Here is a 13010-nt window from a genome sequence, read left to right on the forward strand (position 1 = left end):
ATAAGACACAATATTGTTCCATAAAGAGAAAAACCGACTAAATAAATTGCGCCATCAGGAATGGCACTATACTGTCGCCATCAAAGTGCAGAAACTTACCCACAGGACCCCTATGACGCCTTTTTTAACCGCTTACTTTGCCCGTATTGGCTGGTCAGGTTCGGCCAACGTCAACATTGAAACCTTGCAAGCGCTACATCTACTGCACAACAGCGCGATTCCATTTGAAAACCTGGATGTATTACTACCAAGAGAGATGCAGCTTGACGATTTGTCGCTGGAAGAGAAGCTGGTAACGGCGCGTCGTGGCGGTTATTGCTTTGAACAGAACGGCGTGTTTGAGCGCGCGTTACGCGAAATCGGTTTTAACGTACGCAGTCTGCTCGGTCGTGTGGTACTGGCAAATCCGTCAAGCCTGCCGCCGCGCACGCATCGCTTGTTGCTGGTTGAGTTGCAGGGAGAGTTGTGGATTGCCGACGTTGGCTTCGGCGGGCAAACGTTGACGGCGCCGATTCGTCTGCAGGCTAACATTGAGCAGAAAACGCCACACGGTGAATATCGCCTGATTCAGGACGGTGAAGACTGGATCCTGCAGTTCCGTCATCATGAACATTGGCAATCAATGTACCATTTCGACCTGGTCGTGCAGCATCAGAGCGATTATCTGATGGGCAACTTCTGGTCCGCACACTGGCCGCAATCGCATTTTCGCCATCATCTGCTAATGTGTCGCCATCTGCCCGACGGCGGGAAATTAACGTTAACCAATTTTCACTTTACCCATTATCAGGATGGGCATGCGGTAGAGCAGATTAATTTGCCTGACGTTGCCAGCCTGTATGCTTTGTTGCAAGAACGGTTTGGACTGGGCGTGGATGACGTGAAGCATGGGTTTACCGAAGATGAGCTGGCGACGGTCATGGCGGCGTTTGATACGCATCCGGAGGCGGGGAAATAGGGGCGTCGGAATTAGTGCCGGATGCGGCATCATCGCCTTATCCGGCCTACGGAAACGATTAAAAATCTATCGCCCATTCTGCGTGAAACAGAATCACCGCCGAACCGGTAATGGTGACTTTTTCCGGTTGGTTTTCACGGATAGTCACCGTTACATCAACAATCCCATCGCGCCCGAGCGCACGGCCCTGATGCCCCTGAACACGTAACGTTTTCCCATCATGCGCCATCAGCCCATTGTGAACCAGCCACGCCCCCATAGGACCGTTGGCATTGCCGGTAACCGGGTCTTCCACAATACCAATGGCAGGTGAAAACATGCGGCCATCAGTGGCGTTTTCTCCCTCGCGGATTTGAAAAGGGAAAAAGCCGTTACAGCCAATTTGCTGGCTGATGGCGGTCAAAGCCGGTAAATCAGGGGAAAGGGCGTCGAGATCCACCTCGGGTTTCAGTGGAATCATCACTTTCGAATGTCCGGTGGTGGCAACCTGAATCGGTAATCCTGTCAGCATATCGTCTTCGCTCAGGTGCAGAGCATCGATAATCGCAGTACGAACAGCGCCCTCCAGCGGAGGTTCAAAACCCGGTTCACCTTGCTCAAGGCTAATGCGATAGTCGTTCCCGGTAGCGTCAATATCCACACGATGACGACCGGCCAGCGAGGTTTGCCAGACCGTGCAGTTACCCAGACCCAGCACCCTGGCCCGTACATAATGCGCGGCGACGGTAGCATGCCCACAGATAGGAACTTCGACCGTCGGGGTGAAATAGCGGATGCGAACATCGCTGTCGTCACTGGTCAGCAGAAATGCGGTTTCTGAATGACGCAGCTCGCGAGCGATGAGCCGCATCTGCGCGTCACTCAGTCCATCAGCATGTAAAACCACACCTGCTGAGTTGCCGCGAAAAGGGACTGAGGTAAAGGCATCGACGTGGTAAACCTGTGGTTTCATTAGCGTTCTCCCTGAAATGGAGAAGCATCATAGCGTACAAAAAGCGGGATAGCGATGCAGGCCCGGTAAGCGCAAACGCTACCGGGCATCAGAGTCAATTATCGGCGGGAACGTACTATCTGATAGCGGCGAGTGAAGTATTCAAACGGCGCACTCCATACGTGGACCAGACGGGTGAACGGGAATAGCAGGAAGATAGTCATCCCCAGAACCAGGTGCACACGGAAAATCAACGCCACGCCATCCAGATGCGCAGATGCGCCGCCCTGGAAAGTCACCACTGACTGCGCCCAACCAACCAGTTTCAGCATTTCACTGCCGTCAGGATGCTGTGCGGAGAACGGGATGGTGGTTAAGCCGAGGATACACTGAATCAGCAGAACGCAAAGGATCAGAATATCAGCGGTGGAAGACGTTGCACGAACCCGCGGGTTGGTCAGTCGGCGCACCAGCAAGCCCGCGCCGCCGACCAGCGTCAGTACGCCACAAAGCCCACCGGCAATCATCGCCATCTGTTGTTTCACCGCAATCGGCAGGAACCAGGCATACATCCAGTGCGGCGTTAACATGCCGAACAGGTGACCGAAAAAGATCCCCAGAATGCCGATGTGGAACAGATTTGACCACAACACCATGCCGCGTTTGTCCAGCATCTGACTGGAAGAGGCGCGCCAGGTGTATTGCCCGTAGTCATAGCGTAGCCAACTGCCGAGGATAAACACCGTGCCGCACAGGTACGGGTAGATATCGTAAAAAAAGACGTTCAGGTACTGTATCATTTCGGGCCTCCCGCGCTGACGTCGACATACTGAGGTGCCACGTCCTGGCTAAAGCGTCGTTGATAGTTTTGTAACGGTGAACTGTCGCAGGCGGTGGCATTATCCTCGATAAACTTCACCTGTTCCTCTTCCCATACCGCATCCAGCGCCTGACGGGTATCGTCTCGGGTTTCCGCGCCAACCTGTTTGGTGACACTGTCACTTGAAAGAGGGCTTCCGGCAAGCAGCAGCAGGGCGTCAAACAGTTGATACCACGGTGTATCGCGCTGTTTTAAGCGCCCACCCAGCAGAGCCAGAATCGGTGCAACGTTCTGCAGTCCTTCTTTGGCCTGTGCCTCCGGCAACACGCTCAAATACTCCAGATACAACGGCAGATGATCCGGCAGTTCGCGGCAGTCGAGCTGCAGTCCAACCTTTTCGTACTGCGCCAACAGATCAACCATCGCCTGGCCACGGTCACGGGACTCGGCATGCACGTGCTCAAACAACAGCAGAGAGGTGGCCCGGCCCCGGTCGAATATTTCGCACCATTCGGCTTGTTTATCCAGCAGTGGCGCATTGAGCAACCCCTGGCTAAATTCGGTAAGCATGGGGGCATCGCTGGCCACGAGCGCCAGCGCGTCGCCTTTACACTCCCACAGCAGCTCGTCGGGATATTCCATCAGCAGGCCGATAACCTTCAGGATTTGCATTATTCACCCTCCGCTTTATCGCGAACTTCGGTGATGTCGATGGCATCAATACGGCTACTGTTAAACAGGTTGAATTTGGTATCTGAGCCATGGCAGCCGTCACCGAAGGTAAATCCGCAGCCGTTTTTCTCCGGGAAGGCATCACGCGCCATTTCACGGTGGCTGGTCGGGATCACAAAGCGGTCCTCATAGTTGGCGATGGCCAGATAGCGATACATCTCCTCAACCTGCTCAACGGTCAAACCCACTTCCTCAATCGCGCGGGTGTCCGTCACACCTTCCACTGTTTGCGCACGCATATAGTGACGCATGGCCATCATACGTTTCAGCGCGCGCAGCACCGGACCGGTATCACCCGCACTGAGCATGTTGGCGAGGTACTGAACCGGAATTCGCAGCGACTCAACCGCAGGCAAAACGTTACCATTGTGCGGCAGTCCGCCCGCGTCGGCGACCGACTGAATCGGTGACAATGGCGGTACATACCAGACCATCGGCAGGGTGCGATATTCCGGGTGCAGCGGCAGCGCCAGTTTCCAGTCCATCGCCATTTTGTAGACTGGCGAACGTTGGGCCGCTTCGATGACGTTATGCGGAATACCTTGTTTTAACGCCTCTTCAATGACCGCCGGATCATGCGGGTCGAGGAATACATCGCACTGACGCTCATAGAGATCGGTCTCATGCTCGGTGCTGGCCGCTTCTTCGATGCGGTCGGCATCGTACAGCAATACGCCGAGATAACGGATACGTCCAACGCAGGTTTCCGAGCATACTGTCGGCTGGCCGGATTCAATACGCGGGTAGCAGAAAATGCACTTCTCTGACTTACCGCTCTTCCAGTTAAAGTAGATTTTTTTGTACGGACAGCCGCTGATGCACAAGCGCCATCCGCGACATTTGTCCTGGTCGATCAGCACAATGCCGTCTTCTTCACGCTTATAGATGGCACCGCTCGGGCAGGTGGCGACACAGCTTGGGTTCAGGCAGTGCTCGCACAGGCGCGGCAAATACATCATGAAGGTGTTTTCGAACTGGCCGTACATCTCCTTTTGCATCTTCTCGAAGTTACGATCGCGGGCACGCTTTGAGAATTCGCCGCCAAGCAGTTCTTCCCAGTTTGGACCCCAGATAATCTTGTCCATCCGCTTACCATCGATCAGCGAACGCGGACGCGCGGTGGGCTGATTCTTACTTTCCGGCGCGCTATGCAGATGCTGATAATCGTAGGTAAACGGTTCATAGTAATCATCGATTTGCGGGATCACCGGGTTGGCGAAAATTTTGGTGATCACGCCCATCTTACCGCCCAGACGCGGTCTTATTTTGCCGTTAACATCGCGAACCCAGCCGCCTTGCCACTCTTCCTGATCTTCCCAGTTTTTTGGATACCCAATCCCCGGTTTAGTCTCGACGTTGTTGAACCACGCATATTCCATCCCTTCACGCCCGGTCCAGACGTTTTTACAGGTGACGGAGCAGGTGTGGCAGCCGATGCACTTATCCAGATTAAGAACCATGCCTACCTGTGAGCGTATTTTCATTTTTTCGCCTCCTGAACCTGATCGCGACCTTCATCATCCAGCCAGTTAATATTTTTCATTTTTCTAATCATGATGAACTCATCGCGGTTAGAGCCGACCGTACCGTAATAGTTGAAGCTGTATGCCAGCTGCGCATAGCCACCGATCATGTGCGTCGGTTTCGGGCAGACGCGGGTCACCGAGTTATGGATCCCACCGCGCATCCCGGTGACTTCTGAGCCAGGGATATTCATGATTCGCTCCTGAGCGTGATACATCATGGTCATTCCCGGTGGCACGCGTTGACTCACCACTGCGCGCGCGGTGAGCGCACCGTTGGCGTTGAAGGCTTCAATCCAGTCGTTATCCTCAATCCCCAGATCTTTGGCATCGGTCTCGCTGATCCAGACAATCGGTCCGCCGCGCGACAGCGTTAGCATCAGCAGGTTTTCGCTATAGGTAGAGTGGATCCCCCATTTTTGGTGCGGCGTCAGGAAGTTGAGCGCTTTTTCCGGGAAGCCGTTTGGTGGAACCTCGCGCATTTCACTGACGCTGCGGGTATCGATAGGTGGACGATACGCCACCATACTTTCACCGAACGCTCGCATCCACGCATGATCCTGATACAGCTGCTGGCGACCGGACAGGGTACGCCATGGGATCAGCTCGTGGACGTTGGTATAGCCTGCGTTATAGGAAACATGTTCACTTTCCAGCCCGGACCAGGTAGGGCTGGAGATGATTTTGCGTGGCTGCGCCTGGATATCGCGAAAACGGATCTTCTCGTCTTCTTTATTCAACGCCAGATGCGTATGGTCGCGTCCGGTCATCGCCCCCAGCGCTTCCCAGGCTTTCACTGCTACCTGACCGTTTGTTTCCGGCGCCAGGGCGAGGATCACCTCAGAGGCATCCAGCGCGGTGTCAATCAGCGGACGTCCTTTCGCCGGGCCTTCGCGCTTGGTGTAGTTCAGCTTGCCGAGGAAATCGACTTCTGCCTGGGTATTCCACGCAATGCCTTTCCCACCGTTACCAAGCTTGTCCATGAGCGGACCGAGTGAAGTAAAACGTTCGTAGGTGGCGGGGTAGTCACGCTCCACAACAGCGATATTCGGTGCCGTTTTCCCCGGCAGGAGATCGCATTCGCCTTTGCGCCAGTCCAGAATGTCAAACGGCTGTGCCAGCTCTGCCGGAGAGTCGTGTTGCAGCGGCTGCAATACGACATCCGTTTCTTGTCCAAGGTGTCCGACGCAAACCTCAGAGAATACTTTGGCGATGCCTTTATAAATTTCCCAGTCGCTCTTAGATTCCCATGCCGGGTCGACCGCTGCGGATAGCGGGTGAATAAACGGATGCATATCCGAGGTGTTCATATCATCTTTTTCATACCAGGTAGCGGTTGGCAGAACGATATCGGAGAACAAACAGGTGCTGGACATACGGAAATCGAGCGTGACCAGCAGATCGAGCTTGCCTTCTATCGCCGCGGACTGCCATTCAACCTCTTCAGGTTTAATACCCTCGCTTGAACCGAGCGCTTCCCCCTGGATCCCGCTTTCGGTACCCAGTAAATATTTGAGCATGTATTCATGCCCTTTACCGGAGGAGCCGAGCAGGTTAGAGCGCCAGACGAAGAGGTTGCGCGGATGGTTTTTGCCGTTATCCGGCTGTTCGCAGGCAAAACGAATATCACCCGACTTCAGCGCTTGTGCGGTGTATTGCGCAGGAGATAGCCCTGCTTGTTCAGCTTTTGCCTTAACGGTCAGAGGGTTGAGGTTAAGCTGCGGCGCAGACGGCAGCCAGCCCATTCGTTCAGCACGTACGTTAAAGTCAATCAAATGTCCGCTAAACTTCGACGCATCGGCCAGCGGAGAAAGGAGTTCTTGCGCGGTGAGTTTTTCATAACGCCACTGACTGGAGTGGTTGTAGAAAAACGAAGTGCTGTTCATCTGACGCGGCGGACGGTTCCAGTCCAGCGCAAAGGCCAGCGGCAACCAACCGGTTTGCGGACGTAGTTTCTCCTGACCCACATAGTGCGCCCAGCCGCCGCCGCTTTGTCCCACGCAACCACAGAACACCAGGATGTTAATCATGCCACGGTAGTTCATATCCATGTGATACCAGTGGTTGACGCCAGCCCCGAGAATGATCATCGAACGGCCATGAGTTTTGTGCGCAGTATCGGCAAACTCACGGGCGATCTGTTCGATATGACGGCGTGGCACACCGGTAATTTGCTCGCCCCAGGCCGGGGTGTAGGCTTTCACTTCGCTGTAATCTTGTGCGCTATGAACGTCATCCAGACCACGGTCGAGGCCGTAATTCGCCAGCACCAGATCGTAGACGCTCACCACCGGGCAACGGCTACCGTCAGCGAGGGTAAGATGTTTTACCGGCAGTTGACGGATCAGCACCGGTTCTTGTTTTACACTGCGAAAATGTGGGTTTTCGTTGCCGCCAAAATAGGGGAATGCCACGCCGGTCACTTCATCATGCTGACCGAGCAGCGAAAGAGAAAGTTCAGTTTCAGCGCCAGCCGCCAGGGGTTCCAGGTTCCATTTGCCTTTTTCGCCCCAGCGAAAACCGATAGATCCGTTCGGGACAACCAGTTCACCTGCGCTGTTAAAGGCTACCGTTTTCCACTCTGGATTGTTGCTTTCGCCCAGACCATCGACAAGATCTGAAGCACGCATCATGCGTCCAGGCACGTAGCTGCCATCTTCCCGCGCATCCAGTAAAACCAGCATCGGCATGTCGGTATAGCGGCGGCAGTAATTGAGGAAATAATCGCTGGGATTGTCGAGGTGGAACTCTTTCAGGATGACGTGGCCCATTGCCATCGCCAGCGCGCTGTCTGTCCCTTGTTTAGGTGCCAGCCACTGGTCGCACAGTTTGGCGACTTCCGAGTAATCCGGCGTAATGGCAATCGTCTTGGTGCCTTTGTAGCGTACTTCAGTAAAAAAGTGCGCGTCCGGGGTACGGGTCTGCGGCACGTTAGAGCCCCAGGCGATGATATAGCTGGAGTTGTACCAGTCGGCGGATTCAGGAACGTCGGTCTGCTCGCCCCAGGTCATCGGTGACGCAGGCGGTAAGTCGCAGTACCAGTCATAGAAGCTCAGACAGGTTCCTCCAATTAGCGAGAGATAGCGTGTGCCAGCGGCATAGGAAACCATCGACATCGCAGGGATCGGGGAGAAGCCGACCACGCGATCCGGACCGTAAGTTTTCACCGTCCAGACGTTGGCGGCAGCAATCAGCTGATTAAGCTCTTTCCAGTTGGAACGGATAAACCCACCGCGTCCGCGTACCTGCTTGTAGCTTTGGCATTTTTGCGGGTCGTTCATAATCGATTCCCAGGCCAGCACCGGATCGGGCTGGCGGGACAGGGCATCGCGCCACAATTCAATTAAGCGTTTACGCACCAGTGGATATTTCAGGCGGTTAGCGCTGTAGAGATACCACGAGTAACTGGCGCCGCGTGGGCAGCCACGAGGCTCATGATTCGGCAGGTCAGGACGGGTACGCGGGTAGTCGGTTTGCTGCGTTTCCCAGGTCACCAGCCCGTTTTTAACGTAGATTTTCCAGCTGCATGAGCCGGTACAGTTAACGCCGTGGGTAGAACGCACAATTTTGTCGAACTGCCAGCGCTGACGATAGCTGTCTTCCCAGTCACGGTTGGTGTGCATTACTTGCCCATGCCCCTCGGCAAACGTATCGCCCTTTTGTTTAAAGTAGCGAAAGCGGTCTAACAGTTTACTCATGACATAACTCCTGCTTCGATAATATTGCCGACGATGAATCGAACGTCAGGCCGGATCCGGCCTACCTGAATGTCCGATCCTGCGGTATCCATTTTGTTATTTTTTTTGTGATTTACGGCCATAGACCAACCAGGTCACCAGCACGCAGACGATGTAAAATACGAGAAATATTTTCATGGCACCCACCGGAGAGCCGGTCAACGCCAGCGATGATCCAAACGCTTTAGGAATGAAGAAGCCCCCCACAGCGCCAATGGCGGAGATAAATCCCAGGGCGGCTGCGGTATCGGTTACCGCTTCACGTTGAGCCTGCTCTTCAGTACCACCATGCAGCTTCACCCGGTAAATTGTGATTTTGCGAAAGATCACCGCAATCATCTGGAAGGTTGAACCGCTGCCCAGACCCGCGGTCAGGAACAAGCCCATAAACACCAGGTAAAACGCGATAAAGCTTCCTTCACCCGAACCGGGTAAAGTGAGAAACAGCAGGGCGCTGAACAGTGCCATAAAGATGAAGTTAATTAAGGTGACACGCACACCACCAAACTTGTCAGAGATAACACCGCCCGCCGATCGCGCAAGCGCACCGATGAAGGGACCGAAGAACGCCAGTTGCAGGATATTCACGTCGGGGAACTGGGTTTTCGCCAGCATGGCAAAGCCTGCTGAAAAACCGATAAATGAACCGAAGGTGGCGAGATACAACAGACTTAATAACCACAGATGAAAACGTTTGAGGACCGGTAACTGAGAGGCAATTGAGGCCTTCGAACTGGCAATGTCGTTCATTCCCATGCCCGCTGCCACGGTGGCTATCAGCAGTAACGGCACCCAAATCCATGCGGCATTGGCCAGCGACAATAACGAGCCGTCAGCTTGTGGTACGCCCTGTACGCCCAAAAAGGTAAAGATGGGCAGAAAGATCACCAGCGGCGCGATCAACTGCATCACGCTGACGCCGAGGTTGCCGAGACCGCCGTTAACGCCTAATGCGCTACCTTGCTTCGCTTTGGGGAAGAAAAAGCTGATATTGCCCATACTGGAGGCAAAGTTGGCACCTGCAAATCCGCACATCAGCGCAATGATTATAAATACTCCGAACGGAGTAGCGGTATTTTGCACGGCAAATCCGAGCCAGACGCAGGGAATAACCAGAATAATCGTGCTAAAAATGGTCCAACGACGACCGCCAAATATAGGTACCATAAAGGAGTAGGGGACGCGCAATATTGCACCAGAAAGGGAAGGCAATGCCGTTAATAAAAACAATTGGTCGGTGGTGAAATTAAAACCAATTTTATTCAGATTGACGGCAACGGCGCTGAACAACATCCAGACACAGAACGCAAGCAGCAGGCAACTCACTGATATCCACAGGTTTCTGCGTGCAATGTGCTTGCCTTTGTTTTCCCAAAAGCCGGGGTTCTCTGGTTTCCAGTCCGTTAAAAGATAACGATTATTTTTCTCATTTGATGATGACATATTATTCTCCATGCACATGCCGTTCATGAAAAAGAAATAAACGCATGCAGCGCCGCGCGGCTTCTTTTTAGAAACTATTGAAAAGTTTTAGGAATATTGACTGAAAGAATAGATAAAAAAGTGCAATAACGCGGCGTGATAGGAGAATTACACGTTACTCAAGTGTTACTAATTGTAAATATAAAAGATGTATTGTTAATCTATCTATTACATCAAATAAATAACTCCTGCGTTATCATGCGATCAAGATGACGATCGAATGCAGGATCGGCCATTTCCTCAATACCTAATATGTACATACCATCCAGGCCGCAGACTAAAGCGATTAGGCGCCATGCGACATCGGCGGCATCTGGCATGGATGAGAACTCACCGGCTTTCTGCCCTTGAGTAATAATGTTGGCGGTTTCTTCGTGCCACATCCGCATGGTCAGCAGGTAGGCGCTTTTGATTTCTGGATCTTTACCCGCAACAACCTGTGCTTCACGCCATAGCTTAATATAGGGTTCGAGCCCACCATCTTCGCTGCCCAGCATGGCATGCAGCCGCTCACGGAAACTGGCGTCTTCGCTGACCAGTTCGGCATCAAGTAGGGTGCGGATCAGACGCACAAATGCCTGGGATTTGAGTTCGCCGGCAGATGCGAAATGGTGATGTAGCTGGCCCGTCGCGACGTGAGCTTCTGCAGCAATGCGTCGAACCGTCATGGCGGAAAATCCTTCTTCAAGTGCGACACGCATTGCCGCCTGCAGAATCACTTCCCGACGTTCATCCCGATTTAGATAGCTCATCATTCCTCCTGTGTCCGTATAGATCGCAGTCTAACAAAAAGTTGGACATATGTTCAATTTTCCGTAGGATCGCTGAATCTGGACATGTGTCCAGTTTTGGTTTCGTTAGGGAGTTTTATGTTTCGTCAGTGGTTAACGTTAGTCATTATTGTTCTGGTCTACATCCCTGTTGCGATTGATGCAACGGTGCTGCACGTTGCCGCGCCCACGCTGAGTATGACGCTGGGTGCCAGCGGTAACGAGCTGCTGTGGATCATTGATATTTATTCCCTGGTAATGGCCGGAATGGTATTGCCAATGGGGGCGCTGGGCGATCGCATCGGCTTTAAACGCCTGCTGCTGTTAGGCGGTGGATTATTTGGTCTCGCATCGCTGGCGGCCGCTTTTGCTCATAGCGCAAACTGGCTGATTGCCACCCGAGCGGTATTGGCCATTGGCGCGGCGATGATTGTTCCGGCAACGCTGGCGGGTATTCGCGCCACGTTCGCTGAGCAACGGCATCGTAATATGGCGCTCGGCGTCTGGGCCGCGGTCGGTTCCGGCGGTGCGGCGTTTGGCCCACTGGTTGGCGGGATGCTGTTGGAGCACTTCTACTGGGGTTCCGTATTCTTAATTAATGTACCGATTGTCCTGGTGGTAATGGCCTTAACCGCACGCTTAGTGCCGCGCCAGGCCGGACGTCGCGATCAATCGTTAAATTTTGGTCATGCGATAATGTTGATTGTCGCCATTCTGCTGCTGGTCTACAGCGCTAAAACCGCGCTGAAAGGGCATACGGCGACCGTTGCCATCGCCCTGACGCTGTTAACCGGCGCTTTACTGTTGTGGCAGTTTGTCCGCATCCAGCTTGCGGCAGCCCGCCCGATGATTGATATGCGGTTGTTCACGCATCGCATCATTTTAAGCGGCGTAGTGATGGCCATGACCGCGATGATAACGCTGGTGGGTTTTGAGTTGCTAATGGCTCAGGAGCTACAGTTTGTCCACGGCTTAACACCGTATCAGGCAGGGTTGTTCATGCTGCCGGTGATGCTGGCCAGTGGTTTCAGCGGACCGATTGCCGGTATGTTGGTTTCACGTCTGGGATTACGTTGTGTGGCAACGGCGGGCATGGCGCTGAGCGCTGTTAGCTTTTACGGCCTGGCGATGACGGATTTCAGTAGTCAACAGGTACAAGCCTGGATTTTGATGGCTTTGCTCGGTTTCAGCGCCGCCAGTGCGCTTCTGGCTTCAACGGCGGCTATCATGGCAGCAGCACCTGCGGAAAAAGCCGCGGCCGCGGGTGCCATCGAGACAATGGCTTATGAACTGGGGGCAGGACTTGGGATCGCTATCTTTGGCTTACTGTTGAGCCGTAGCTTTTCTGCATCGATTCTGCCGCCAGCCGGACTTAATGCGCAGGAAATGGAACGTGCCTCATCGTCAATGGGGGAGGCGGTACAACTGGCGCACTCGCTCCCGTCGTCACTGAGTGAGGCATTGCTGACGGCTGCCAGAGAAGCGTTCACCTGGTCACATAGCGTGGCCTTAAGCAGCGCCGGCAGCATGCTTATCGTATTAGCAGTAGGAATGTGGTTCAGTCTGGCAAAGGTACAGCGCCAGTAACTAATGGGCTAAATGACAGGGGTAATCCATCTCTTCGACTTCTTTCCCACTGAGTCGAGCGTATTGCCCCGTCAGTCTCCAGAACGCAGGCTGTGTTTCCGTATAGATCTCTGCCGCTAAAACCAGGCGGCGGCGATCCACCTCATTAAGTTCCAACAGCGTCCACGGTACAAAATAGCGATCGCTACCCGTTAGGGTAAACCACAGCGGGCACCCGCAACCGGAACAAAAGAAACGTTCACCACGATTTGAAGAAGGAAAGTGCGAAGGTTCTGCTGAATCTGGCGACATCAGCGGGTGAGCGCTGGCTTCCAGATACATAGCGATGCCACCCGACCACTTCTGGCACAGGGTGCAATGGCAGGCATAGACATCCAGCATTTCGACGTCGACGGTAAAATGACTCTGTCCGCAAAGACAACGACCAGTGAATGTCTGCACGGCATACTCCTTATGACCGAGTCTACATT

10 protein-coding genes are annotated in these 13010 nt (G+C 53.7%); 2 read left to right on the plus strand and 8 right to left on the minus strand.

The genetic code is table 11. The annotated features are described in order from the left end of the window. The first annotated feature begins 112 nt into the window (after positions 1-112). Positions 113-958: an N-hydroxyarylamine O-acetyltransferase gene (gene nhoA, locus OGY83_RS04785; RefSeq protein ID WP_136391892.1), complete on the plus strand. Its 846-nt coding sequence runs from the start codon at positions 113-115 to the stop codon at positions 956-958. 58 nt (positions 959-1016) lie between these two features. Here the strand turns inward: nhoA and OGY83_RS04790 are convergent, their stop codons facing one another. The 7 genes from OGY83_RS04790 to OGY83_RS04820 all read right to left on the minus strand — a co-directional run bounded on the left by OGY83_RS04790 (position 1017) and on the right by OGY83_RS04820 (position 10935). Continuing rightward, positions 1017-1910, minus strand: a complete 894-nt coding sequence (locus tag OGY83_RS04790; RefSeq protein ID WP_286635372.1) for a PhzF family isomerase — start codon at positions 1908-1910, stop codon at positions 1017-1019. Between the two features lie 98 nt (positions 1911-2008). Then, positions 2009-2689: a respiratory nitrate reductase subunit gamma gene (gene narI, locus OGY83_RS04795; protein ID WP_123267212.1), complete on the minus strand. Its 681-nt coding sequence runs from the start codon at positions 2687-2689 to the stop codon at positions 2009-2011. Then, positions 2686-3381 carry a nitrate reductase molybdenum cofactor assembly chaperone gene (narW, locus tag OGY83_RS04800; protein ID WP_286635373.1) on the minus strand — a complete coding sequence of 232 codons (696 nt, stop codon included), beginning with the start codon at positions 3379-3381 and terminating at the stop codon, positions 2686-2688. Before narW ends, narI begins: the two co-directional genes overlap by 4 nt. Beyond that, on the minus strand, positions 3381-4925 hold the full coding sequence (gene narH, locus OGY83_RS04805) for a nitrate reductase subunit beta (RefSeq protein WP_191214542.1): 1545 nt from the start codon (positions 4923-4925) through the stop codon (positions 3381-3383). The genes narW and narH overlap by 1 nt, the downstream gene beginning before the upstream one ends. Continuing rightward, a complete protein-coding gene (locus OGY83_RS04810) occupies positions 4922-8662 on the minus strand; it encodes a nitrate reductase subunit alpha (RefSeq protein ID WP_286635374.1) in 3741 nt (1246 codons plus the stop codon). Before OGY83_RS04810 ends, narH begins: the two co-directional genes overlap by 4 nt. A gap of 96 nt (positions 8663-8758) precedes the next feature. Further along, positions 8759-10144, minus strand: coding sequence for a NarK family nitrate/nitrite MFS transporter (locus tag OGY83_RS04815; protein WP_008784805.1), 1386 nt, complete (start codon positions 10142-10144; stop codon positions 8759-8761). Between the two features lie 212 nt (positions 10145-10356). Beyond that, positions 10357-10935 (minus strand): TetR family transcriptional regulator, encoded by a 579-nt coding sequence (locus OGY83_RS04820; protein WP_286635903.1) that lies wholly within the window; start codon positions 10933-10935, stop codon positions 10357-10359. 117 nt (positions 10936-11052) lie between these two features. Between OGY83_RS04820 and OGY83_RS04825 the strand changes: the two genes are divergently transcribed. Further along, positions 11053-12540 (plus strand): MFS transporter, encoded by a 1488-nt coding sequence (locus OGY83_RS04825; protein ID WP_286635375.1) that lies wholly within the window; start codon positions 11053-11055, stop codon positions 12538-12540. On the opposite strand, the gene OGY83_RS04830 is transcribed toward OGY83_RS04825, so the two are convergent. Then, on the minus strand, positions 12541-12981 hold the full coding sequence (locus OGY83_RS04830) for a GFA family protein (protein WP_442878198.1): 441 nt from the start codon (positions 12979-12981) through the stop codon (positions 12541-12543). It abuts the gene before it with no gap. Positions 12982-13010 lie beyond the last annotated feature (29 nt).

Origin of the sequence: Citrobacter sp. Cpo090 (assembly GCF_030332665.1) — a bacterium.
Classification (GTDB): Bacteria; Pseudomonadota; Gammaproteobacteria; order Enterobacterales; family Enterobacteriaceae; genus Citrobacter; species Citrobacter portucalensis.

Excerpts from the sequence above, each read along its gene's own strand:
- nhoA (WP_136391892.1), top strand. The coding sequence starts at position 113 with ATGACGCCTTTTTTAACCGCTTACTTTGCCCGTATTGGCTGGTCAGGT.
- OGY83_RS04790 (WP_286635372.1), bottom strand. The coding sequence starts at position 1,910 with ATGAAACCACAGGTTTACCACGTCGATGCCTTTACCTCAGTCCCTTTT.
- narI (WP_123267212.1), bottom strand. The coding sequence starts at position 2,689 with ATGATACAGTACCTGAACGTCTTTTTTTACGATATCTACCCGTACCTG.
- narW (WP_286635373.1), bottom strand. The coding sequence starts at position 3,381 with ATGCAAATCCTGAAGGTTATCGGCCTGCTGATGGAATATCCCGACGAG.
- narH (WP_191214542.1), bottom strand. The coding sequence starts at position 4,925 with ATGAAAATACGCTCACAGGTAGGCATGGTTCTTAATCTGGATAAGTGC.
- OGY83_RS04810 (WP_286635374.1), bottom strand. The coding sequence starts at position 8,662 with ATGAGTAAACTGTTAGACCGCTTTCGCTACTTTAAACAAAAGGGCGAT.
- OGY83_RS04815 (WP_008784805.1), bottom strand. The coding sequence starts at position 10,144 with ATGTCATCATCAAATGAGAAAAATAATCGTTATCTTTTAACGGACTGG.
- OGY83_RS04820 (WP_286635903.1), bottom strand. The coding sequence starts at position 10,935 with ATGAGCTATCTAAATCGGGATGAACGTCGGGAAGTGATTCTGCAGGCG.
- OGY83_RS04825 (WP_286635375.1), top strand. The coding sequence starts at position 11,053 with ATGTTTCGTCAGTGGTTAACGTTAGTCATTATTGTTCTGGTCTACATC.